Below are 23,395 nucleotides of genomic sequence, written 5' to 3' on the forward strand. Positions count from 1 at the left end.
CGGGTTCAGCCGAATTTTTCGAGAATGACGTTCACCATGGAAAACCCGATCGACGCTCCACGCCTCCCTCGCAAGCGCCGCAGCCTCGCACAGGAACTGGTGACGGTGCTGTCCGAGCAGATCCGCGACGGTCATCTCAAGCGCGGCGACAAATTGCCCACCGAGTCGGCGATCATGGACGCCCATGGCGTTAGCCGGACGGTGGTGCGTGAGGCGATTTCCCGTTTGCAGGCGGCCGGGCAGGTTGAAACCCGCCACGGCATCGGCACCTTCGTCCTCGATACCCCGAGCCCGAGCGGTTTTCGTATCGACCCGGCGACCGTGGTCACCCTGCGTGACGTACTGGCGATTCTCGAACTGCGCATCAGCCTGGAAGTCGAATCCGCCGGCCTTGCCGCCCAGCGCCGCAGCGCCGAGCAGCTGGCGCTGATGCGGGCAGCGCTGGACGCATTGAATGAAAGTGTCTCCCACGCCAGCGATGCCGTGGCGTCCGACTTCCAGTTCCACCTGCAGATCGCCCTGGCGACCGGCAACCGCTACTTCACCGATATCATGACGCACCTGGGCACCAGTATCATTCCGCGGACGCGACTCAATTCGGCACGCCTGGCCCATGATGACCAGCAGCATTACATGAACCGCCTGAGTCGTGAGCACGAAGAGATCTACGACGCGATTGCCCGCCAGGATTCCGATGCAGCCCGTGCGGCCATGCGCTTGCACCTGACCAACAGCCGTGAGCGGCTGCGCAATGCCCACGAAGAGGCTGAGGCGCAGCGGGGGTAAGATTTCTGATTCGGGTGATGTATCGCCTGAGAGGCCGCCTTCGTCGGAACGCCGCCCGGAGCCGGCTCGCTCCCACAGTTGATTGCGTTGTTCACAAACCCTGTGTTCACAGTCGATCCCATGTGGGAGCGAGCCGGCTCCGGGCGGCGTTCCGACGAAGGGGCCGGTTGCCATACCACCATTTTCTCTCCTGAAATCAGCTCCCCTCGCTAATCCCCCCTCGATCTTCCGACAACGTATCTCCTAAGCGCCCATCGGGCGCGGCGTCCGTGCATCCCTTTTTTCTGAACCGAAGGCCCAGATTCATTCGTCGCCAGCCCATCTTGTCCAACAATTTACACCCGCAGCGATGAAATGCAGTTGACGGTTATTATTTAAGTTGTACGATGACCTACAACTCGGCGAGAGCTGAACGGTTTTCTCTCACACAAACGTCGCTACCCAGGGTGTTCGAATAATGAATCCACAAGAACTGAAGTCCATCCTCTCTTCCGGCCTGCTGTCTTTCCCGGTCACCGACTTCAATGCCCAGGGCGATTTCCATCGCGCTGGCTACATCAAGCGTCTCGAATGGCTGGCCCCATACGGCGCCTCGGCGCTGTTCGCCGCAGGCGGTACCGGTGAGTTCTTCTCTCTGGCGGCCAGCGAATATTCGGAAATCATCAAGACCGCCGTCGACACCTGCGAAACCAGCGTGCCGATCCTGGCCGGTGTTGGCGGTTCGACCCGTCAAGCCATCGAATACGCTCAGGAAGCCGAGCGTCTGGGCGCCAAGGGGCTGTTGCTGTTGCCACACTACCTGACCGAAGCCAGCCAGGACGGCGTTGCCGCCCACGTTGAGGCCGTGTGCAAGTCGGTGAAAATCGGCGTGGTGGTCTACAACCGCAACGTCTGCCGTCTGACCGCGCCGCTGCTGGAACGTCTGGCCGAGCGCTGCCCGAACCTGATCGGCTACAAGGATGGCCTGGGCGATATCGAATTGATGGTGTCGATCCGTCGCCGCCTCGGTGATCGCTTCAGCTACCTGGGTGGTTTGCCGACCGCCGAAGTCTACGCCGCGGCTTACAAGGCCTTGGGCGTACCGGTCTACTCCTCGGCGGTGTTCAACTTCATCCCGAAAACCGCGATGGATTTCTACCACGCCATTGCCCGCGAAGATCACGCCACCGTCGGCAAGATCATCGACGACTTCTTCCTGCCATACCTGGACATCCGTAACCGCAAAGCAGGCTACGCGGTGAGCATCGTCAAGGCTGGGGCAAAAATTGTCGGCTATGACGCAGGTCCTGTGCGTGCGCCGCTGACTGATCTGACCGGCGAAGAGTATGAAATGCTCGCAGCGCTGATCGACAAGCAAGGTGCTCAGTAACACACCCGATTAAACAAGGCCGCTGAGTAATCAGCGGCCTTTTGCGTGAGGAGAATATCCAGTGGCAAATGCAAAGCGTTTCGATAACTACATCAATGGTGAGTGGGTTGCGGGTAGCGATTACTCCACCAACATCAACCCGTCGGAGTTGACCGACACCATTGGCGAATACGCCAAGGCTGATCTCGCTCAGGTTCACGCCGCCATCGACGCCGCTCGCGCCGCGTTCCCGGCCTGGTCCACGTCGGGCATCCAGGCTCGTCACGATTCGTTGGATAAAGTTGGCACTGAAATCCTCGCCCGCCGCGAAGAGCTCGGCACCTTGCTGGCTCGGGAAGAGGGCAAGACCCTGCCCGAAGCGATCGGCGAAGTGACCCGCGCCGGCAACATCTTCAAGTTTTTCGCCGGTGAATGCCTGCGTCTGTCCGGCGACTATCTGCCGTCCGTGCGTCCGGGTGTGAACGTCGAAGTGACTCGCGAAGCGCTGGGTGTGGTCGGTCTGATCACTCCATGGAACTTCCCGATCGCGATTCCAGCGTGGAAAATCGCCCCGGCCCTGGCCTACGGCAACTGCGTCGTCCTGAAACCGGCCGATCTGGTGCCGGGTTGCGCTTGGGCGCTGGCTGAAATCATCTCCCGCGCAGGCTTCCCGGCCGGCGTGTTCAACCTGGTGATGGGCAGCGGTCGGGTGGTTGGCGATGCGCTGGTTCAGAGCCCGAAAGTCGACGGCATCAGCTTCACCGGTTCCGTGGGTGTCGGTCGTCAGATCGCAGTCAACTGCGTGTCGCGCCAGGCCAAGGTTCAGCTGGAAATGGGCGGCAAGAACCCGCAGATCATTCTCGACGACGCCGACCTCAAGCAAGCGGTCGAGCTGTCGGTGCAGAGCGCGTTCTACTCCACTGGCCAGCGTTGCACCGCTTCGAGTCGCTTCATCGTCACCGCCGGGATTCACGACAAGTTCGTCGAAGCCGTGGCTGAGCGCATGAAGTCGATCAAGGTCGGTCACGCGCTGAAGGCCGGCACCGACATCGGTCCGGTCGTCTCGCAAGCGCAGCTTGAACAGGACATGAAGTACATCGACATCGGCCAGTCCGAAGGTGCACGTCTGGTCAGCGGCGGTGGTCTGGTGACCTGCGATACCGAAGGCTATTACCTCGCGCCAACCCTGTTTGCCGACAGCGAAGCGGCGATGCGCATCAGCCGCGAAGAGATCTTCGGCCCGGTGGCCAACATCGTGCGCGTGGCCGATTACGACGCTGCGCTGGCCATGGCCAACGACACCGAGTTCGGTCTGTCGGCGGGCATCGCCACTACCTCGCTGAAGTACGCCAACCACTTCAAGCGCCATTCCCAGGCCGGGATGGTGATGGTCAACCTGCCGACGGCGGGCGTGGATTACCACGTTCCATTCGGTGGGCGTAAAGGTTCATCCTATGGATCCCGCGAGCAAGGTCGCTACGCGCAAGAGTTCTACACGGTCGTAAAAACTGCCTACGTCGGTTCCTGATCCACCGCAATACCTGTGGGAGCTGGCCTGCCAGCGATGGCATCACCGCGGTGTGACTGGCACACCGAGGTGCCCGCATCGCTGGCAGGCCAGCTCCCACAAAAACAACACCGTTATTACCCGCATAAAAATAATCAGTGGGAGTACATCTACATGCAAGCGACCAAGCCGACCCACGTCCGCTATTTGATATTGCTCATGCTTTTTCTGGTGACCACGATCAACTACGCCGACCGGGCCACTATTGCCATCGCGGGCTCCAGCCTGCAAAAAGACCTCGGCATCGACGCGGTCACCCTCGGCTACATCTTCTCCGCATTCGGTTGGGCCTACGTGGCCGGGCAAATTCCCGGTGGCTGGCTGCTGGACCGTTTCGGTTCGAAAAAAATCTACGCGCTGAGCATCTTCACCTGGTCGCTGTTCACCGTGCTGCAGGGTTATGTCGGCGAGTTCGGCATGTCCACGGCGGTGGTTGCGCTGTTCATGCTGCGTTTCCTGGTGGGCCTGGCCGAAGCGCCATCCTTCCCTGGTAATGCACGCATCGTTGCGGCCTGGTTCCCGACCGCTGAACGCGGCACGGCTTCGGCGATCTTCAACTCGGCGCAATACTTTGCCACCGTGCTGTTTGCGCCGCTGATGGGCTGGATTGTCTACAGCTTCGGCTGGCAGCACGTGTTCATCGTCATGGGCGTGATCGGCATCATCTTCTCGGGGATCTGGCTGAAAGTTATCTACAGCCCGCGCCAGCATCCGATGATCAATGAAGCCGAGTTCAAGCACATCGCCGACAACGGCGGCATGGTCGACATGGATCAGGACAAAGGCAAAGGCAAAAAAGCCGACGGCCCGAAGTGGGACTACATCCGCCAACTGCTGACCAACCGCATGATGCTCGGCGTGTATCTGGGCCAGTACTGCATCAACGGCATCACCTACTTCTTCCTGACCTGGTTCCCGGTGTACCTGGTGCAAGAACGCGGCATGACCATCCTCAAGGCCGGTTTCATTGCCTCGTTGCCAGCGATCTGCGGCTTTATCGGTGGTGTGCTCGGCGGGGTCATTTCTGACTACCTGCTGCGCAAGGGCCATTCCCTGACCTTCGCCCGCAAGGCGCCAATCATCGCCGGCTTGCTGGTTTCCAGCAGCATCGTGGCCTGCAACTACGTGGACGTTGAATGGATGGTCGTCGGCTTCATGGCCCTGGCGTTCTTCGGCAAAGGCGTGGGTGCGCTGGGTTGGGCTGTAGTGTCCGACACTTCGCCGAAACAGATCGCCGGACTGAGCGGTGGCCTGTTCAACACCTTTGGCAACATCGCCTCAATCACCACCCCGATCGTGATCGGCTACATCATCAGCTCCACCGGTTCGTTCAAATGGGCGCTGGTGTTCGTCGGTTGCAACGCACTGGTCGCGGTGTTCAGCTACCTGGTGATCGTGGGTCCGATCAAGCGTGTGGTGCTCAAGGAGCCGCCAGTCAGCGGTCCTGAAACCAATAACAAATTGTCTCAAGCGCATTCCTGAGGAGCGGCGTCATGCAGTTGATTGAACATTCCGACTCGCCGCGCTACATCCGCCTGCACGAGCGGGACAACGTGGTCATCGTCGTCAACGATCAGGGCGTACCGGCCGGCACCGAGTTTCCGGACGGCCTGGTCACCGTGGATTTCGTTCCGCAGAGCCACAAGGTCACCCTTGAAGATATTCCCGAGGGCGGACAGGTGATCCGTTACGGCCAGACCATTGGCTACGCGTTACAACCGATTCCACGTGGCAGCTGGGTCAAGGAAGATCAACTGCGCATGCCGACCGCGCCACCGCTGGACAGCTTGCCGCTGTCCACCGAGGTGCCGGCGGCACAGGCGCCGCTGGAAGGTTTTACATTCGAGGGGTATCGCAACGCCGACGGCACCGTTGGCACGCGCAACATTCTGGGGATTACCACGACGGTTCAGTGTGTCACCGGGGTGTTGGACCATGCGGTCAAGCGCATCAAGGACGAGTTGCTGCCCAAGTACCCGAACGTCGATGACGTGGTGGCGCTGACCCACAGCTACGGCTGCGGTGTGGCGATCACTGCGACTGATGCGTACATCCCGATCCGTACCGTGCGCAACCTGGCGCGCAACCCGAACCTGGGTGGCGAAGCGCTGGTGATCGGTCTGGGTTGCGAGAAGCTGCAGGCCGGACAGGTGATGCACGAGAACGACAGCTCGGTGGATTTGAGCGAGCCGTGGCTGTACCGCTTGCAGGATTCGAGTCATGGTTTCACCGAGATGATCGAGCAGATCATGGCATTGGCCGAGAGCCGCTTGAAGAAGCTCGATCAGCGTCGCCGGGAAACCGTGCCAGCGTCCGAGCTGATTCTGGGCATGCAGTGCGGCGGCAGCGATGCATTTTCCGGAATCACCGCCAACCCGGCGCTGGGTTATGCCTCAGACCTGTTGTTGCGGGCCGGTGCGACGGTGATGTTTTCCGAAGTCACCGAAGTGCGTGACGCCATTTACCTGCTGACCTCCCGTGCCGAAACCGAGGAGGTTGCCCAGGAACTGGTGCGGGAGATGGACTGGTACGACCGTTACCTGGCCAAGGGGGAAGCGGACCGCAGTGCCAACACCACACCGGGAAACAAGAAGGGCGGGTTGTCGAACATTGTCGAGAAGTCATTGGGCTCGATCGTCAAATCCGGCAGCAGCGCGATCAACGGGGTACTTGGCCCTGGCGAACGCTTCAAGCGCAAAGGGCTGATTTTCTGCGCGACCCCGGCCAGTGATTTTGTCTGTGGGACGTTGCAGTTGGCGGCGGGGATGAACCTGCACGTGTTCACCACCGGTCGCGGTACGCCTTATGGTCTGGCCATGGCGCCAGTGGTGAAGGTATCGACCCGCACCGAATTGGCGCAGCGCTGGCCGGACCTGATCGACATCGATGCCGGGCGGATTGCCACCGGGCGGGCTTCGATCGAGGACCTTGGCTGGGAGTTGTTCCACTACTATCTGGATGTGGCCAGCGGCAAGAAGCAGACGTGGGCCGAGAAGCACAAGCTGCATAACGACATCACCTTGTTCAACCCGGCGCCAATCACGTAAGACTGTGGCGAGGGAGCTTGCTCCCGCTGGACTGCGTAGCAGTCCCATCTTTTGGGGCCGCTTCGCGACCCAGCGGGAGCAAGCTCCCTCGCCACAGGTTGCTCATCGCCTGCTCGCGAAGGCGTTCTACCAGACGCCAACGTCCCCAGTGGCTTATCATTAGCCCCCTAACGACGCCCACCCAAGGTTACCCCCGGCATGCTGGCTATCTTCCTCGAAACCCTGAACATCACCGCGCCGGTGTTTGCCATGCTGTTTCTGGGGGTGCTGCTCAAGCGCATCGACTGGATCAACGACAACTTCATTCACACCGCGTCGGCCCTGGTGTTCAACGTCACCATGCCGGCATTGCTGTTCCTGGGCATCCTGCATGCCGACCTGCACGCCGCGCTGCAACCGGCGCTGCTGATCTATTTCTCTATCGCCACCCTGGTGTGTTTCGCCATTGCCTGGGGCTGGGCGATCTGGAAGTGCCCACGGGAAGATCGAGGCATCTACACCCAGGGTGCGTTTCGCGGCAACAATGGGGTGATCGGCCTGGCGCTGGCAGCGAGCATGTACGGTGACTATGGGATTTCCCTTGGGGCGATTCTCGCGGCACTGGTGATCCTGCTATACAACACGCTCTCGAGCATCGTGCTGGCGGTCTACAGCCCGGTGATCAAGTCCGACCCGTGGAGCATCTTTAAAAGCGTGATGATCAACCCGCTGATCATCAGCGTGTTTGCGGCGGCGCCGTTTGCCTACTTCAATATCGGTTTGCCGGGTTGGCTGGAGACCTCCGGTCAGTACCTGGCGCAAACCACCTTGCCCTTGGCGCTGATCTGCATCGGCGGCACCCTGTCGCTGGCGGCGTTGCGCAAAAGCGGCTCGATGGCGCTGAGCTCAAGCCTGGTGAAGATGATCAGCCTGCCGATCCTGGCGACGCTGGGCGCCTGGCTCTGGGGCTTTCGCGGTGCGGAACTGGGGATTCTGTTCCTGTACTTCGGCAGCCCGACCGCCGCCGCCAGCTTTGTCATGGCCCGTCAGGCCAATGGCAATCATGAACTGGCGGCAGCGATCATCGTGATCACCACCCTGATGGCGGCGGTCACCACCAACATCGGGATCTTTTTGTTGCAGTGGGGTGGGTGGATCTAGCTTCAGGATTTGCGGTGTTTTATAGGGCCTCTTCGCGAGCAAGCCCGCTCCCACATTGATCGCATTCTTTCTGGAGGAACTCGGTCAAATGTGGGAGCGGGCTTGCTCGCGAAGACGGCCGAACAGTCGCTGCTGTTCTCGGCGACTTACTCCGGCTTCTGGTAGCTATCAATCACTTCCTGCGCCGCCCGAAACGCATCGATCGCCGCCGGCACGCCGGCATACACCGCGCAATGCAGCAGCGCCTCGCGGATCTCTTCCACGGTGCAGCCGTTGTTCAGCGCACCGCGTACGTGGCCTTTCAATTCCTGCGGGCATTTCAACGCCGTCAGCGCGGCGAGGGTGATCAGGCTGCGGGTTTTCAACGGCAGGCCTTCGCGGTTCCAGACGCTGCCCCATGCGTGTTCGTTGACGAAATCCTGCAGGGGCTGGGTGAACTCGGTGGCATTGCCCAGTGCGCGATCGACGAAAGCGTCGCCCATCACTTGGCGACGGACTTCAACGCCGGGCTTTTTAGTGTCGGTCATGGCAATTCCCTCTTGTGGTGTTGGCGACGCCAGGCGCGCAGCGACGTGAACAGCAAATACGCCACCAGCGCCGGCAGGACGAAAAACAGCATCAGGTGTTCAAGCTTGCCCGCCAGTGGCATGCCGGTGGTGAATGACACCACATGCAGGCCGTAAGCCAGGTACAAACCCAGAAACAGCAGGCCTTCGACACGGGTCAACCGGTAGCCGGAATAGAATACCGGCAGGCACAGCGCCGCGACGCCGAGCATCACCGGCAAATCGAAATCCAGGGCATTGGGCGACACCGACAGCGGTGATGGCGCGATCAGCGCGGTAAAGCCGAGCACACCCAGAAGGTTGAACAGGTTGCTGCCGATCACGTTGCCCACGGCGATCTCCCGTTCCCCGCGCAACGCCGCGATCAACGAGGTGGCCAGTTCCGGCAGGGAGGTGCTGACGGCGACGATGGTCAGGCCGATGATCCGCTCGGAAAGCCCCAGATCGGTAGCGACCGACACCGCGGCGCCCAACAGCAGGTGTCCGGCGTAAATCAGCATCGCCAACCCGATGACGATCATCAGCAGGCTGCTGAGCCAAGGCGCTTGCACCACATCCTGGGTGGTCGATTGTGGACGGGCCGAGTGCCGCGACTGGCGCAGCAGCAAGCCCAGATACAGCACCAGCGCTGCCAGCAGCAGAACGCCGTCGACCCGGGTCAGCTCTTCATTCCACGCCAACACGAACACCAGCAGGCTGGCGCCGATCATCAGTGGAATATCCAGGTGCACCAGCTGGCGCGACACCCGCAACGGGATGATCAGCGCCGAGAGCCCGAGTGTGACGAGAATGTTGAAAATGCTGCTGCCGATCACGCTGCCGACGGCGATGTCGGCGTTTTGCGCCAGGGTCGCTTGCAGGCTGACCGCCATCTGCGGCGCACTGCTGCCGAGGGCAACGATGGTCAGGCCGATGATCAGCGGCCGGACGTGCAGGCGTGCGGCCAGGCGCACGGCGGCGCGCACCATCAGCTCGGCGCCGGCGATCAGTAACAACAGGCCGCTGAGCAGTTCAATCACGCTGAGCAGGGGTAGATCGGCAAGTCCGAAGATGGTCGGCGCTCCGTCGGTCAATCGTCGAGGGCTTGCACGCGAACCCGTGCGGTGCCGCTTCTGAGCATACCCAGTCGTTCGGCGGCCTCGTGTGAAATATCGATCAGACGCCCGCGGGTATGTGGCCCACGATCGTTGATGCGCACCACACAGGACTTGTCGTTATTCAGGTTCGTGACCTTCACCCGTGTACCAAAGGGTAGCTGGCGGTGGGCGGCGGTCAGGGAATTCTTGTTAAAACGCTCGCCACTGGCGGTACGTTTGCCTTGGTGTTTGGCGCCGTAGTAGGAGGCTGTGCCGGTCTTGTCGTAGCCGTGTGGATCGATGATGTCGTTGCTGGAACAACCGGCCAGCAGGGAGAGCAGGGCGCAGGCACTGAGTAGACGCTTCATTTGGAAGCTCCCAAAAACAAATGTGGGAGCGAGCTTGCTCGCGATGGCGTTTTGACAGTCAACTCATTATTGAATGCCGAACCGCTATCGCGAGCAAGCTCGCTCCCACAGGGAATTGAGCCAGTAGTCAGAGCTGGCTCGATGCTCATCAGCCCTCGAGCTTGCTTTTCAGCAGTTCATTGACCTGTTGCGGGTTGGCCTTGCCTTTGGAGGCTTTCATGGCCTGGCCGACGAAGAAGCCGAACATCTTGCCGCGTTTGGCTTCGTCTGCCGCGCGGTATTGCTCGACCTGCTCGGCGTTGGCCGCGAGCATCTCATCCAGCACCGCCGAGATGGCGCCGCTGTCGGTCACTTGCTTGAGGCCGCGCTTGTCGATGATCTCGTCCGCGCTGCCTTCGCCGCTGGCCATGGCTTCAAACACCACCTTGGCGATCTTGCCGGAGATGGTGTTGTCCTTGATGCGCAGCAGCATGCCACCCAGTTGCTCGGCCGAGACCGGCGACTGATCGATGTCCAGGCCTTGCTTGTTCAACAGGCTGCCCAGCTCGACCATCACCCAGTTGGCCGCCAGTTTGGCGTCGCCGCTGATGCTCACGACTTTCTCGAAGTAATCGGCTTGCTCGCGGCTGGTGGCCAGGACGCTGGCGTCGTAGACCGACAGGCCGAACTGGGCCTGGAAGCGCTCGCGTTTCTGCGGTGGCAATTCCGGCAATGTCGCGCGCACGTCGTCGAGGAACGAGTTCTCGATGACGACTGGCAGCAGGTCCGGATCGGGGAAGTAACGGTAGTCGTTGGCTTCCTCCTTGCTGCGCATCGGACGGGTTTCGTCCTTGTTCGGATCGTACAGGCGAGTCTGCTGGATCACCTTGCCGCCGTCTTCGATCAGCTCGATCTGACGCTGCACTTCGGTGTTGATCGCCTTCTCGATGAAGCGGAACGAGTTGACGTTCTTGATCTCGCAGCGCGTGCCGAATTCGGCCTGGCCTTTCGGACGGATCGATACGTTGCAGTCGCAACGTAGCGAGCCTTCGGCCATGTTGCCGTCGCAGATGCCCAGGTAGCGCACCAGCGCGTGGACCGCCTTGACGTAAGCCACGGCTTCCTTGGCGCTGCGCATGTCCGGCTCGGAGACGATTTCCAGCAGCGGCGTGCCGGCGCGGTTCAGGTCGATGCCGGTGGCGCCGTTGAACTCTTCGTGCAGGCTTTTACCGGCGTCTTCTTCCAGGTGCGCGCGGGTGATGCCGACGCGTTTGACGGTGCCGTCTTCCAGGGCGATGTCCAGGTGGCCCTTGCCGACGATTGGCAATTCCATCTGGCTGATCTGGTAGCCCTTGGGCAGGTCCGGGTAGAAATAGTTTTTACGGGCGAACACGTTGTGCTGGCCGATCTCGGCATCGATGGCCAGGCCGAACATCACCGCCATGCGCACCGCTTCCTGGTTCAGCACCGGCAATACGCCGGGCATACCCAGGTCAACCAGGCTGGCCTGAGTGTTCGGCTCGGAACCGAAGGTGGTGGAACTACCGGAAAAGATTTTCGACCGGGTGGTGAGCTGGGTATGAATCTCCAGCCCGATCACGACTTCCCATTGCATGTGTTTCTCCTCAGAAGCCGGTTGGGGTGCGGGTGTGCCAGTCAGTAATCATTTGATACTGATGGGCAACGTTCAACAGGCGGCCTTCCTGGAAATACGGAGCGAGCAACTGCACGCCGACCGGCAGGCCGTCGACGAAACCGGCAGGCATGGACAAGCCCGGCAGGCCGGCGAGGTTGGCGGTGATGGTGTAGACGTCTTCCAGGTACGCAGCGACCGGGTCGCTGTTCTTGGCGCCGAGCTTCCAGGCCGGGTTCGGCGTGGTGGGGCCGAGGATGATGTCGACTTCATTGAAGGCGGCCATGAAATCGTTCTTCACCAGGCGGCGAATCTTTTGCGCCTTCAGGTAGTAGGCGTCGTAGTAGCCGGCCGACAGCGCGTAGGCACCGACCATGATCCGGCGTTGCACTTCCGGGCCGAAACCCTCGCCACGGGAACGCTTGTACAGGTCGATCAGGTTTTTCGGGTCTTCGCAGCGGTAGCCGAAACGCACGCCGTCGAACCGCGACAGGTTGGAAGACGCTTCTGCCGGGGCGATCACGTAGTACGCAGGGATCGCGTGCTGCATGTTCGGCAAGCTGATTTCCTTGATCACGGCACCGAGCTTTTCCAGCTCCTTGATGCTGTTGTGGATCAGCTCGGCGATTCGCGGGTCGAGACCGGCACTGAAATATTCCTTCGGCACGCCGATGCGCAGGCCTTGCAGCGACTCGTTGAGGCTGGCGCTGTAATCTGGCACGGGCTCGTCGATGCTGGTGGAGTCATTCGCGTCGAAACCGGCCATGCCTTGCAACAAGATCGCGCAGTCTTCGGCGGTACGGGCGAGCGGGCCGCCCTGATCGAGACTGGAGGCATAAGCGATCATGCCCCAGCGCGAAACACGACCGTAGGTCGGTTTCAGGCCGGTCAGGTTGGTAAACGCGGCGGGTTGACGGATCGAGCCGCCGGTGTCGGTCGCAGTGGCAGCCGGCAGCAGGCGAGCAGCAACGGCTGCAGCCGAACCGCCGGACGAACCACCCGGAACGTGTTCCAGGTTCCACGGGTTTTTCACCGCGCCGTAGTAGCTCGACTCGTTGGCCGAACCCATGGCGAATTCGTCCATGTTGGTCTTGCCCAGGGTCACTGCGCCGGCAGCCGCCAGCTTGGCAACGACAGTGGCGTCGTACGGGGCCTTGAAGTTGTCGAGCATCTTCGAGCCGCAGCTGGTGCGGATGCCCTGGGTGCAGAACAGGTCCTTGTGGGCGATCGGCGCGCCGAGCAGGGCGCCACTCTCACCATTGGCCCGGCGGGCGTCAGCGGCTTTGGCCTGCTGCAGCGCCAGGTCTTCGGTGAGGCTGATGAAGCTGTTGAGCTGCGGATCGAGCTGGGTAATGCGCGCCAGCAGGACCTTGGTCAGCTCTTCGGAAGAAAACTTTTTGTCGGCGAGACCGCGGGCGATCTCGGCCAGAGTCAATTGATGCATTGCAGGCTCTTTCCCTTTAGTCGATGACTTTCGGAACCAGGTACAGGCCGTTTTCGACCGCTGGTGCGATGGACTGGTAGGCCTCGCGATGATCGGTCTCGGTCACGACGTCTGCACGCAGGCGCTGGCTGGCTTCCAGTGGGTGGGCGAGCGGCTCGATACCGTCGGTATTGACCGCCTGCATTTCGTCGACCAGTCCCAGAATGCTGTTCAGGGCCGAAGTGATATGTGGAAGATCGGCATCATTGAGGCCAAGGCAGGCCAGATGAGCGATTTTTTCCACGTCGGAGCGTTCAAGCGCCATGGGAATCTCCAGTGGAAAACAGAACGGACCGCGTCCGTGTGTTAGATTGTCGGAACACTACCGCATTTCTACGGTCATAAGGCCGCGATTGTGGGGGTTGGTGCACAGAAAAGCGGCCAATTTAACATATTGGCGCCTTGCCCAAAATCCCTGTCGTTGTTAGAGTTTGCCGCACTTTTTTACCCACGCGTTGCCTAGGGTCCTTTCCCCATGTTCAAGAAACTGCGTGGCATGTTTTCCAGCGATCTCTCTATTGACCTGGGCACTGCCAACACCCTTATTTACGTGCGCGAGCGCGGAATCGTTCTGAATGAACCATCGGTTGTGGCCATTCGGACACACGGTAACCAGAAAAGTGTCGTTGCCGTTGGCACCGAGGCCAAGCGCATGCTCGGCCGTACGCCAGGCAACATTGCTGCCATTCGTCCGATGAAAGACGGCGTGATCGCCGACTTCAGCGTCTGCGAAAAAATGCTGCAGTATTTTATCAACAAGGTTCACGAAAACAGTTTTTTGCAGCCCAGCCCTCGTGTACTGATCTGCGTTCCCTGCAAATCCACCCAGGTTGAGCGTCGTGCCATCCGTGAATCGGCTCTTGGTGCCGGTGCCCGTGAAGTGTTCCTGATCGAAGAGCCGATGGCGGCTGCGATCGGTGCCGGTCTGCCGGTTGAAGAAGCTCGCGGCTCGATGGTTGTCGATATCGGTGGCGGTACCACTGAAATCGCGCTGATCTCCCTGAACGGTGTGGTGTACGCCGAATCCGTACGGGTTGGCGGCGACCGCTTCGATGAAGCGATCATCACCTACGTGCGTCGCAACTACGGCAGCCTGATCGGCGAGTCCACCGCCGAGCGCATCAAACAGGAAATCGGTACCGCCTACCCGGGCGGCGAAGTTCGCGAAGTCGACGTTCGCGGTCGTAACCTGGCCGAAGGCGTTCCACGCGCATTCACCCTGAACTCCAATGAAGTGCTGGAAGCTCTGCAAGAGTCCCTGGCAACCATCGTTCAGGCAGTGAAAAGTGCGCTGGAGCAATCACCGCCGGAACTGGCTTCCGATATCGCCGAACGTGGCCTGGTACTGACCGGTGGCGGTGCCTTGCTGCGCGACCTCGACAAGTTGCTGGCCCAGGAAACCGGTCTGCCGGTGATCGTTGCCGAAGATCCGCTGACCTGCGTTGCCCGCGGCGGTGGCCGTGCCTTGGAAATGATGGATAAACACACCATGGACCTGCTTTCCAGCGAGTGATATCGCCGGTTGCATCTATGCTGTTGGCGCGCAGGCAGCACTTTGCAGTGCTGCCTGTTGCGTTTATCTTCTGTCAGTCTGCATCCAGGCCGGTCTGCCTATGAATAACGAGAACATTTGCCTGGGAGGAGCGGCTTATTAAACCGCTTTTCACCAAAGGGCCTTCACTGGGCGTGCGCTTGTTGGTGCTGGTCGTGCTATCGGTCGCGCTGATGGTGGTCGATGCCCGCTTCACACTGCTCAAGCCGGTGCGTAGCCAAATGTCGCTGGTGCTGATGCAGTCTTACTGGATCACCGACCTGCCGCAGAGGCTATGGCAAGGTGTGGCCAGCCAGTTTGGCAGCCGTACCGAACTCGTCGCGGAAAACGAAAAGCTCAAGACCGAAAACCTGTTGTTGCAGGGCCGCATGCAAAAGCTTGCCGCCTTGACCGAGCAGAACGTGCGGCTGCGCGAGTTGCTCAACTCCTCTGCACTGGTCAACGAGAAGGTCGAAGTGGCCGAGCTGATCGGCATGGACCCCAACCCCTTCACCCACCGCATCATCATCAACAAGGGTGAGCGCGACGGTGTGGTGCTCGGCCAGCCGGTGCTCGATGCCCGCGGCCTGATGGGCCAGGTGGTCGAACTGATGCCTTACACCTCCCGCGTGCTGCTGCTGACCGATACCACACACAGCATCCCGGTACAGGTGAACCGCAACGGCTTGCGGGCGATAGCCAGCGGCACCGGCAACCCGGAGCGCCTGGAATTGCGTCACGTCGCCGATACGGCCGATATCAAGGAAGGCGATCTGCTGGTCAGTTCCGGTCTCGGTCAGCGTTTCCCGGCGGGCTACCCGGTGGCCACGGTCAAGGAAGTGATCCACGATTCAGGCCAGCCGTTCGCCATTGTCCGCGCCGTGCCGACCGCTGCCTTGAATCGCAGCCGTTACCTGCTGCTGGTGTTCAGCGACACCCGTACCCCGGAAGAACGCGCCAACGACGCCGCGCAGGCTCAGGCAGATCTCGATGCGCAGGGCGGTGGGCCAATCATTCCAGCGACGGTGCCGAGACCTGCCGTACCTGCCGCGATTGTCCCGGCTGCCGTTGCGGCACCCGCACCTGCTGCCGCACCTGCTGCCGCTGCCACCCCGGTCAGCCCTGCTGCCACTGCGGCCAAGCCTGTCGCGGCAAAACCGGCCGCCACCAAACCGCCCGCGACGCAACCGGCCGCCGCCAAACCACCGGCGACGCAACCCGCTGCCGTGAAGCCTGCTGCCAAACCGCCTGTCTCCGCGCCGGCCACCACTGGGGGAAGAGAATAATGGTCGGTATTACCGCCTCCCGAAACGGCTGGATAGTCTGGCTGACGTTTGCCATCGGCCTGCTGCTCAGTGTTTCGCCGTTGCCACAATTCATGGAAATCCTGCGCCCGTTGTGGCTCGCCTTGCTGCTGGCGTTCTGGGCGCTGGCCCTGCCGCAGAAAGTCGGCATGGTCACCGCGTGGTGCCTGGGCCTGGCGGAAGACGTGCTGTATGGCACGCTGCTGGGTCAGAATGCGCTGATCCTGACGCTCATCACTTACCTGGTGCTGGCGCTGCAACAACGCCTGCGGATGTTCCCGATGTGGCAACAGAGCCTGGTGATCCTGGTGATCTTCGGCCTGGCCCAGCTGGTGCAACTATGGCTCAGCGCCCTGACCGGCAATCGTCAACCGACGCTGGCGCTGGTCTTGCCGGCCTTGGTCAGTGCGTTGCTCTGGCCTTGGGTCAGCTACGGTTTGCGCGGGTTGCGTCGACGTTACAGAATCAATTAATTCGGTCAGGCATTTGCCCGCGCCTGCAGTAGACAGGGAGATGTCTTGATGAAAAAGCTTTATCTCGCCTCAGGCTCGCCGCGTCGGCGTGAACTGCTCACGCAGATCGGCGTGCCGTTCTCCGTCATCAGTGCGGACATCGATGAAACCCCTTTAAAAGATGAATCCCCGTCGGCCTATGTCGAGCGCCTGGCGCGCGGCAAGGCCGAGGCCGGGCGCCGGACGGTCGTGTCCAATGCAGATTTCTGTGTGCTGGGCGCCGATACCGCCGTGGTGCTGGACGGGAAAATTCTCGGCAAGCCGGTTGATGAAGTTGAAGCTTGCGCCATGCTTATGATGTTGTCCGGGTGCGAACATGAAGTTCTGACGGCGATCGCGGTGCTCGAGGGTGAGCGCTACGAGTCTCGGGTGGTGCGTAGCCTGGTGCGTTTCCGCCGCATCAGTCGCGATGAAGCGGCGGCCTACTGGGCCAGCGGCGAACCGCGGGACAAGGCCGGTGGTTATGGCATTCAAGGGCTGGGCGCGGTGTTTGTCGCCGGGCTGAATGGCAGCTATTCGGCGGTGGTCGGATTGCCGTTGTGCGAAACCTTCGAGCTGCTCGGCCATTTCGGCATACCCTGTTGGCAAACCCTTAACGCGCGCTGAGCGTCGTACTGACAAGATGCGGCCATTATCGTGAACATGCCTGAACGAGACCCTGCCATGAGTGAAGAGATCCTGATCAACATCACGCCGATGGAATCGCGCGTGGCGGTGGTTGAAAACGGTGTCCTGCAAGAGGTTCACGTCGAACGCACGCAAAAGCGTGGCATTGTCGGCAACATCTATAAAGGCAAAGTCGTTCGGGTATTGCCGGGCATGCAGGCGGCTTTCGTCGACATCGGCCTGGACCGCGCGGCGTTCATTCACGCTTCGGAAATTTCCCTGCGCGAAGGCCCGACAGTCGAGAGCATCAGCGCCCTGGTCCATGAAGGCCAGAGCCTGGTGGTGCAGGTCACCAAGGATCCGATTGGTTCCAAGGGCGCACGCCTGACCACCCAGCTGTCGATTCCATCGCGCTACCTGGTGTACATGCCGCGCACTGCCCACGTCGGCATTTCGCTGAAGATTGAAGACGAAGGCGAGCGCGACCGCCTCAAGCAAGTGGTCACCGATTGCGTGGCAAAGGAAGGCATCAAGGAAGCCGGCGGTTTCATCCTGCGTACCGCCGCCGAAGGTGCCGGCGCCGATGAAATCCTCATGGACATCCGCTACCTGCGCAGGCTCTGGGATCAGATCAACGACCAGATCAAGACCATCAGTGCGCCGAGTGTGATTTATGAAGACCTGGGCCTGGCGCTGCGCACCCTGCGTGACCTGGTCAGCCCGAAGATCGAGAAGATCCGCATCGATTCGCGCGAGACCTTCCAGAAAACCACGCAATTCGTCGCCGAACTGATGCCGGAAATCGCCGATCGCCTGGAGCATTACCCCGGTGAAAGGCCGATCTTTGACCTGTACGGCGTCGAAGACGAAATCCAGAAAGCCCTCGAGCGTAAAGTGCCGCTCAAATCCGGCGGCTACCTGGTGGTGGATCCGGCGGAAGCCATGAGCACCATCGACGTCAACACCGGGGCCTTCGTCGGTCATCGCAACCTCGAAGAAACCATCTTCAAGACCAACCTCGAAGCCGCGACCGCCATCGCCCGTCAGCTGCGCCTGCGCAATCTCGGCGGGATCATCATCATAGACTTCATCGACATGGAAGATGAAGAGCACCAGCGGCAAGTGCTGCGCACCCTGGAAAAACAACTGGAACGCGATCACGCCAAGACCAACATCATCGGTATCACCGAGTTGGGCCTGGTGCAGATGACCCGCAAGCGTACCCGCGAAAGTCTGGAGCAAGTGCTGTGCGAACCCTGCAGCAGTTGCCAGGGCCGGGGCAAGCTGAAGACGCCGGAAACCGTTTGCTACGAAATCTTCCGCGAAATCCTCCGTGAGGCGCGCGCCTATCAGGCTGAAGGCTATCGTGTATTGGCGAACCAGAAAGTCGTCGATCGGCTGCTCGATGAGGAGTCGGGCAATGTGGCCGAGCTGGAAGGTTTTATCGGTCGCACCATTCGCTTCCAGGTGGAAACCATGTATTCCCAGGAACAATACGACGTGGTGCTGCTCTGAACCGTCGTGTTTCAATCTCTAGAACAGCTGGCCTCAGCTTTTTGCAATGTCTTTACCACGGGAGCCAACTGACATGGAGCGTCTGACACGCATACTGGCCGCACTGACCCGCTGGGGTCTGGGCCTGTGCGCGTTGGTCCTGGTGCTGATGGCACTTTACGTCAGCCTCGGCCGGGAGTTGACCCCGCTGGTAGCCGAATACCGCACCGAAGTCGAAACCAAAGCCGGGCAAGCCTTGGGGATGCCGGTGCAAATCGGCGAACTGGAAGGCAACTGGAGCGGTTTTGCGCCGATTCTGCGGGCTCACGATGTCATGGTTGGCGAAGGCGCCAATGCCCTGCGCCTGGATCAGGTGCGTGCGGTGCCGGACGTCTGGGCCAGCCTGCTGGCACGGGAAGTGCGCATCGCTCACCTGGAACTCAATGGCCTGAAGATCAGCCTCAAGGAAGGGCAAGACGGTCACTGGGCGCTGGAAGGCCTGCCGGTACAGCAGGATCAGCCGCTGGATCCGCAACAGCTGCTCAATCGGATGCAGATGGTCCAGCAGCTGTCGGTACTCGACAGCCAGGTGACCTTGCAGCCACTGGATCAGCCTCCGCTGACCCTGACTTACGTGGGCTTGAGTCTGCAAACCGGCGCTTCCCGCCAGCGACTCGACGCCCGCCTGACCCTGCCCGATGGCCAACCGGTGGCCATGAGTCTGCGTACCCGTATTCGCGCCAGTGAGTGGAAGGATGGCGAGGCGGATGCCTACCTGAGCCTGCCGCAAAGCGATTGGTCGAAATGGCTGCCGGAACGGCTGACCCAGCAGTGGAATTTTTCCGAGTTCAAGGCGGGCGGCGAGCTTTGGCTGAACTGGAACAAGGGGGCCCTGCAAAGCGCCTCAGTCCGTTTGAATGCGCCACAACTCAAGGGTGCCTACGCCGAGCGAAAACCGATCCAGATCAACAATCTGGCGCTCAACGGTTATTTCCAGCGCAGTGCCGAAGGCTTCCTCGCGAGCCTGGACTCCCTGGCCATGAACCTTGGCGAGACGCGCTGGGAATCGCGCTTGCAACTCAAGGGCAGCGTGGCCACCGGCAATACTGGAGAGCTCTGGCATCTACAGGCCGATCGCCTGGACCTCACCGCGCTCACGCCCTTGCTGGATGCTTTGGGGCCGCTACCCCAGGGTGTTTCCACGGCGGTGGAGCGGCTGAAGGTGACCGGTGGTTTGCGCAATGTCCTGATCGATTTCCGGCCCAACGCCACGGACGACAGCAAGTTCAGCTTTGCTGCCAACCTGGATCGGGTCGGCTTCGACGCCTATCACGGCGCGCCGGCGGCGCGTAACGTCAGTGGCAGTATCAGCGGTGACCTTGGGCGCGGTGAGTTGCGCATGGACAGCAAGGATTTTTCCCTGCACCTGGACCCGATCTTCGCCAAGCCCTGGCAATACATCCAGGCCAATGCCACCTTGACCTGGAAGCTCGACAAGCAAGGCTTCACGCTGGTGGCGCCCTACCTGAAGGTACTGGGCGAAGAGGGCAAGATTGCTGGCGATTTCCTGATCCGCCTGCATTTCGATCACACCCAGGAGGATTACATGGACCTGCGGGTCGGTCTGGTGGACGGCGATGGCAAGTACACGGCCAAGTACCTGCCGACAATGCTCAGCCCGGCGCTGGACGAATGGCTGCGTACAGCGATTCTCAAAGGTGCGGTGGACCAGGGGTTCTTCCAGTATCAGGGTTCGCTGAGAAAAGGCGCCGCGGAGGCGGACCGCAGCATCAGCCTGTTCTTCAAGGTGCACGATGCCGAGTTGGCATTCCAGCCGGGCTGGCCACATGTCAGCAAGGTCACGGGTGACGTGTTCGTCGAAGACAGCGGGGTGCGCATCCTGGCCAGCAAGGGCCAGCTGCTAGACACCCAGGTGCGCGATATCTACGTCAACATTCCCCACGTGCGTGCCGGGCAAGCCAGCCACCTGTTCCTCGACGGCGCGTTCGCCGGCGGGTTGGGCGATGGCCTGAAGATTCTTCAGCAAGCACCGATCGGCACCGCCGAGACCTTTGCCGGTTGGGAAGGCGAGGGTGATCTGCAGGGCAAGCTCAAGCTCGACATCCCCTTGGCCAAAGGCGAACAGCCGAAGATCCTCGTCGACTTCAAGACGGCCAAGGCCCGCCTGAAACTGGCCGAGCCGAGCCTGGAACTGACCCAGCTCAAGGGCGATTTCCGTTTCGACAGCACCAAGGGCTTGAGCGGGCAGAACATCAGCGCGCGGGCCTTCGACAAACCGGTCACGGCGCAGATTTTCGCCGATGGCAGCCCGGGCAATCTCAAGACTCGCGTTGCCGCCTCGGGTCAGGTCGAGGTCAAGAAACTCACTGACTGGTTGAGCGTCACCCAGCCGTTGCCCGTCTCGGGCCTGATCCCCTATCAACTGCAATTGAACCTGGAGGGGGCTGACAGTCAATTGATGGTCAGTTCCAGTCTCAAAGGCGTAGCGGTCGATTTGCCGCCGCCGTTCGGCCTGGCGGCCGATGCCGGTCGCGACACCACCTTTCGCATGACCCTGCAAGGTCCGGAGCGGCGTTACTGGGTCAACCATGGCGAGCTGGCCAACTTCACCTTCGCGGCGCCCCCCGGCAATTTTGCTGGCGGTCGCGGTGAGTTGATCATCGGTGGCGGCACTGCCGTGCTACCCGGTGCCAAAGGCCTGCGGGTGCGTGGCGCGCTGCCGGAACTGGATGTCGGCCCGTGGAAGGAGCTGCTGGGCAAATACTCCGGCCAGGACCCGGGCGGCAGCGCCAAACAGTTGCTCAGCAGCGTGGACTTCAAGGTCGGCAAGCTCAGCGGTGTCGGTCCCACCCTCGATCAGGCCGCCGTACAGCTGAACCGCAAACCGAGCGCGTGGGCCTTGCAACTTGACAGTCAGCAGGCCAAGGGCAGCGCCAGCATCCCCGATGCCAAAGCCGCGCCGATTGCGATCAATCTGCAGTACGTGCGTTTGCCGGCGCCGGATCCGACGGTGCTGGCCGACGAAAACTCGCCTGATCCGCTGGCTACGGTAGACCCGACGAAAATCCCGGCGCTGGACATCACCCTCAATCAACTGTTTCAGGGGCAGGACCTGGTGGGCGGCTGGTCATTGAAGGTTCGTCCGACCGCCAAGGGCATTGCCCTCAATACGCTGGATCTGGGCCTCAAAGGCATTCTTTTGCAGGGTAACGGCGGCTGGGAAGGCACGCCCGGCTCCTCCAGCAGCTGGTTCAAAGGCCGGGTCAGCGGCAAGAATCTCGCCGATGTGCTCAAAGGCTGGGGCTTTGCGCCGAGCGTCACCAGTGAAAACTTCCATATGGACGTCGACGGTCGCTGGCCTGGCTCGCCCGCCTGGCTGGCCACCAAGCGCTTTTCCGGAACCCTCGATGCTTCGTTGAACAAGGGCCAGTTCGTCGAGGTCGAGGGCAGTGCACAGGCGTTGCGAGTCTTTGGCCTGCTCAATTTCAACTCCATTGGCCGCCGTCTGCGCCTGGACTTCTCCGACCTGTTTGGCAAAGGCCTGAGTTACGACCGGGTCAAGGGCCTGCTGGTGGCGACCAACGGCGTGTATGTCACCCGCGAACCCATCCGCTTGACCGGTCCGTCGAGCAATCTTGAACTCGACGGCACCCTGGATCTGGTGGGGGACAAGATAGACGCCAAGTTGCTGGTGACCTTGCCGGTGACCAACAACCTGCCGATCGCTGCGCTGATCGTCGGCGCGCCGGCCATTGGCGGGGCGCTGTTCCTGATCGACAAGCTGATCGGTGACCGCGTGGCACGTTTTGCCAGCGTGAAGTACACCGTCAAAGGGCCGTGGAAAGATCCGAAAATCACCTACGACAAACCTTTTTGAAATCATGCCCCCGGCCTGATGGAGTAGCATGGCCGAAGCGACGCCACCCTTGTAGGAGCGAGCTTGCTCCGGGCGGCGTTCCGACGAAAAACGTGAGGACAACGCGTTTAGCCAGACAGCACGCGTCATCGTTGACGTCCATCGCGAGCAAGCTCGCTCCTACAGGGAATGTGTTGATTTCAAAAAGGATAAAGCCATGTCTGTAGCGGTGATTCAAATGGTCAGCCAAAGTGATGTGCTGGCCAACCTGGTTCAGGCTCGGCGTTTGCTAGAGCAGGCGGCGACCGGTGGCGCTAAGCTGGCCGTGCTGCCGGAAAACTTCGCCGCCATGGGCCGTCGCGACGTTGCCGATATCGGTCGCGCCGAGGCATCGGGCGAAGGTCCGATCCTGCCATGGTTGAAACAGACCGCATGCGACCTCAACTTATGGATAGTGGCCGGCACGTTGCCATTGCCGCCGGTGGATCAACCGACGGCAAAAGTGCATGCCTGCTCGTTGCTGGTGAACGACCAGGGCGAGACAGTGGCGCGCTACGACAAGCTGCACCTGTTCGACGTGGATGTCGCGGACAATCGTGGTCGTTATCGCGAATCCGATGACTATGCTTATGGCAGTGGTGTGGTGGTGGCGGACACGCCCGTCGGTCGAGTCGGCCTGACGGTGTGTTACGACTTGCGATTTCCGGAGCTGTACAGCGAATTGCGTGCTGCCGGCGCGGAGTTGATTACCGCGCCGTCGGCCTTTACCGCGGTGACCGGCGCGGCGCATTGGGAGGTGCTGATTCGCGCACGGGCCATCGAGACACAATGTTATGTGCTCGCGGCCGCCCAGGGTGGGACCCATCCGGGGCCACGGGAAACCTGGGGGCATGCCGCAATTATCGACCCCTGGGGTCGTGTGCTGGCACAAAAGGATCAAGGCGAGGCCGTGCTGCTGGCCGAACGCGATAGCAGCGAACAGGCGTCCATCAGGGCGCGGATGCCGGTGTCCAGTCACCGGCGCTTTTTCTCGCAGGGCGCACAGCGACCTGCCCGGAACGACGAATTTAAGGCGTAA

19 protein-coding genes are annotated in these 23,395 nt (G+C 61.1%); 13 read left to right on the forward strand and 6 right to left on the reverse strand.

All coding sequences use genetic code 11. The features are described 5' to 3' along the window. Positions 1-36: 36 nt before the first annotated feature. The 6 genes from ACA041_RS03790 to ACA041_RS03815 all read left to right on the forward strand — a co-directional run bounded on the left by ACA041_RS03790 (position 37) and on the right by ACA041_RS03815 (position 7,888). Positions 37-786, forward strand: a complete 750-nt coding sequence (locus ACA041_RS03790; RefSeq protein WP_497439937.1) for a FadR/GntR family transcriptional regulator — start codon at positions 37-39, stop codon at positions 784-786. Between the two features lie 457 nt (positions 787-1,243). After that, complete coding sequence (gene kdgD, locus ACA041_RS03795) at positions 1,244-2,155, forward strand: 5-dehydro-4-deoxyglucarate dehydratase (protein WP_046045831.1); 912 nt, start codon at positions 1,244-1,246, stop codon at positions 2,153-2,155. Positions 2,156-2,216: 61 nt separating this feature from the next. Beyond that, a complete protein-coding gene (locus tag ACA041_RS03800; RefSeq protein WP_497439938.1) occupies positions 2,217-3,662 on the forward strand; it encodes an aldehyde dehydrogenase family protein in 1,446 nt (481 codons plus the stop codon). Between the two features lie 153 nt (positions 3,663-3,815). Then, positions 3,816-5,183 carry an MFS transporter gene (locus ACA041_RS03805; RefSeq protein WP_497439939.1) on the forward strand — a complete coding sequence of 456 codons (1,368 nt, stop codon included), beginning with the start codon at positions 3,816-3,818 and terminating at the stop codon, positions 5,181-5,183. A gap of 11 nt (positions 5,184-5,194) precedes the next feature. After that, a complete protein-coding gene (gene garD, locus ACA041_RS03810; protein WP_497439940.1) occupies positions 5,195-6,748 on the forward strand; it encodes a galactarate dehydratase in 1,554 nt (517 codons plus the stop codon). A 198-nt stretch (positions 6,749-6,946) separates the two neighbouring features. Beyond that, positions 6,947-7,888 (forward strand): AEC family transporter, encoded by a 942-nt coding sequence (locus ACA041_RS03815; RefSeq protein ID WP_497439941.1) that lies wholly within the window; start codon positions 6,947-6,949, stop codon positions 7,886-7,888. Between the two features lie 146 nt (positions 7,889-8,034). Here ACA041_RS03815 and ACA041_RS03820 read toward each other — a convergent pair whose 3' ends face one another. From ACA041_RS03820 to gatC, 6 genes are all read right to left on the reverse strand, one after another. Next, a complete protein-coding gene (locus ACA041_RS03820; protein WP_497439942.1) occupies positions 8,035-8,415 on the reverse strand; it encodes a carboxymuconolactone decarboxylase family protein in 381 nt (126 codons plus the stop codon). After that, positions 8,412-9,473, reverse strand: a complete 1,062-nt coding sequence (locus tag ACA041_RS03825) for a calcium/sodium antiporter (protein WP_497442003.1) — start codon at positions 9,471-9,473, stop codon at positions 8,412-8,414. The genes ACA041_RS03820 and ACA041_RS03825 overlap by 4 nt, the downstream gene beginning before the upstream one ends. Positions 9,474-9,523: 50 nt before the next feature. Then, on the reverse strand, positions 9,524-9,898 hold the full coding sequence (locus ACA041_RS03830; protein WP_497439943.1) for a septal ring lytic transglycosylase RlpA family protein: 375 nt from the start codon (positions 9,896-9,898) through the stop codon (positions 9,524-9,526). A gap of 148 nt (positions 9,899-10,046) precedes the next feature. After that, complete coding sequence (gene gatB / locus ACA041_RS03835) at positions 10,047-11,492, reverse strand: Asp-tRNA(Asn)/Glu-tRNA(Gln) amidotransferase subunit GatB (protein WP_497439944.1); 1,446 nt, start codon at positions 11,490-11,492, stop codon at positions 10,047-10,049. 10 nt (positions 11,493-11,502) lie between these two features. Beyond that, positions 11,503-12,954 (reverse strand): Asp-tRNA(Asn)/Glu-tRNA(Gln) amidotransferase subunit GatA, encoded by a 1,452-nt coding sequence (gene gatA, locus ACA041_RS03840; RefSeq protein WP_497439945.1) that lies wholly within the window; start codon positions 12,952-12,954, stop codon positions 11,503-11,505. 16 nt (positions 12,955-12,970) lie between these two features. After that, the gene (gene gatC, locus ACA041_RS03845) at positions 12,971-13,258 is read right to left on the reverse strand and encodes an Asp-tRNA(Asn)/Glu-tRNA(Gln) amidotransferase subunit GatC (RefSeq protein WP_045061473.1); all 288 of its coding nucleotides are present in this window, start codon (positions 13,256-13,258) and stop codon (positions 12,971-12,973) included. A gap of 210 nt (positions 13,259-13,468) precedes the next feature. Between gatC and mreB the strand changes: the two genes are divergently transcribed. The 7 genes from mreB to ACA041_RS03880 all read left to right on the forward strand — a co-directional run bounded on the left by mreB (position 13,469) and on the right by ACA041_RS03880 (position 23,395). Continuing rightward, a complete protein-coding gene (gene mreB, locus ACA041_RS03850; protein WP_002555108.1) occupies positions 13,469-14,506 on the forward strand; it encodes a rod shape-determining protein MreB in 1,038 nt (345 codons plus the stop codon). A gap of 185 nt (positions 14,507-14,691) precedes the next feature. Continuing rightward, positions 14,692-15,810, forward strand: coding sequence for a rod shape-determining protein MreC (mreC, locus tag ACA041_RS03855; RefSeq protein WP_497442004.1), 1,119 nt, complete (start codon positions 14,692-14,694; stop codon positions 15,808-15,810). Next, the gene (gene mreD, locus ACA041_RS03860; RefSeq protein ID WP_064679735.1) at positions 15,810-16,301 is read left to right on the forward strand and encodes a rod shape-determining protein MreD; all 492 of its coding nucleotides are present in this window, start codon (positions 15,810-15,812) and stop codon (positions 16,299-16,301) included. Before mreC ends, mreD begins: the two co-directional genes overlap by 1 nt. A gap of 48 nt (positions 16,302-16,349) precedes the next feature. Further along, positions 16,350-16,946 (forward strand): Maf family protein, encoded by a 597-nt coding sequence (locus ACA041_RS03865; RefSeq protein WP_497439946.1) that lies wholly within the window; start codon positions 16,350-16,352, stop codon positions 16,944-16,946. Positions 16,947-17,003: 57 nt separating this feature from the next. Further along, positions 17,004-18,461, forward strand: a complete 1,458-nt coding sequence (gene rng / locus ACA041_RS03870) for a ribonuclease G (protein WP_497439947.1) — start codon at positions 17,004-17,006, stop codon at positions 18,459-18,461. A 73-nt stretch (positions 18,462-18,534) separates the two neighbouring features. Then, entirely contained in the window at positions 18,535-22,338 is a 3,804-nt protein-coding gene (locus ACA041_RS03875) for a YhdP family protein (protein ID WP_497439948.1), read from the forward strand. Between the two features lie 196 nt (positions 22,339-22,534). After that, positions 22,535-23,395 (forward strand): carbon-nitrogen hydrolase family protein, encoded by an 861-nt coding sequence (locus tag ACA041_RS03880; protein WP_497439949.1) that lies wholly within the window; start codon positions 22,535-22,537, stop codon positions 23,393-23,395.

The sequence above is a fragment of the Pseudomonas sp. LBUM1676 genome (assembly GCF_059695605.1).

Excerpts from the sequence above, each read along its gene's own strand:
- ACA041_RS03790 (WP_497439937.1), top strand. The coding sequence starts at position 37 with ATGGAAAACCCGATCGACGCTCCACGCCTCCCTCGCAAGCGCCGCAGC.
- kdgD (WP_046045831.1), top strand. The coding sequence starts at position 1,244 with ATGAATCCACAAGAACTGAAGTCCATCCTCTCTTCCGGCCTGCTGTCT.
- ACA041_RS03805 (WP_497439939.1), top strand. The coding sequence starts at position 3,816 with ATGCAAGCGACCAAGCCGACCCACGTCCGCTATTTGATATTGCTCATG.
- garD (WP_497439940.1), top strand. The coding sequence starts at position 5,195 with ATGCAGTTGATTGAACATTCCGACTCGCCGCGCTACATCCGCCTGCAC.
- ACA041_RS03815 (WP_497439941.1), top strand. The coding sequence starts at position 6,947 with ATGCTGGCTATCTTCCTCGAAACCCTGAACATCACCGCGCCGGTGTTT.
- ACA041_RS03820 (WP_497439942.1), bottom strand. The coding sequence starts at position 8,415 with ATGACCGACACTAAAAAGCCCGGCGTTGAAGTCCGTCGCCAAGTGATG.
- ACA041_RS03830 (WP_497439943.1), bottom strand. The coding sequence starts at position 9,898 with ATGAAGCGTCTACTCAGTGCCTGCGCCCTGCTCTCCCTGCTGGCCGGT.
- gatB (WP_497439944.1), bottom strand. The coding sequence starts at position 11,492 with ATGCAATGGGAAGTCGTGATCGGGCTGGAGATTCATACCCAGCTCACC.
- gatA (WP_497439945.1), bottom strand. The coding sequence starts at position 12,954 with ATGCATCAATTGACTCTGGCCGAGATCGCCCGCGGTCTCGCCGACAAA.
- gatC (WP_045061473.1), bottom strand. The coding sequence starts at position 13,258 with ATGGCGCTTGAACGCTCCGACGTGGAAAAAATCGCTCATCTGGCCTGC.
- mreB (WP_002555108.1), top strand. The coding sequence starts at position 13,469 with ATGTTCAAGAAACTGCGTGGCATGTTTTCCAGCGATCTCTCTATTGAC.
- mreD (WP_064679735.1), top strand. The coding sequence starts at position 15,810 with ATGGTCGGTATTACCGCCTCCCGAAACGGCTGGATAGTCTGGCTGACG.
- ACA041_RS03865 (WP_497439946.1), top strand. The coding sequence starts at position 16,350 with ATGAAAAAGCTTTATCTCGCCTCAGGCTCGCCGCGTCGGCGTGAACTG.
- rng (WP_497439947.1), top strand. The coding sequence starts at position 17,004 with ATGAGTGAAGAGATCCTGATCAACATCACGCCGATGGAATCGCGCGTG.
- ACA041_RS03875 (WP_497439948.1), top strand. The coding sequence starts at position 18,535 with ATGGAGCGTCTGACACGCATACTGGCCGCACTGACCCGCTGGGGTCTG.
- ACA041_RS03880 (WP_497439949.1), top strand. The coding sequence starts at position 22,535 with ATGTCTGTAGCGGTGATTCAAATGGTCAGCCAAAGTGATGTGCTGGCC.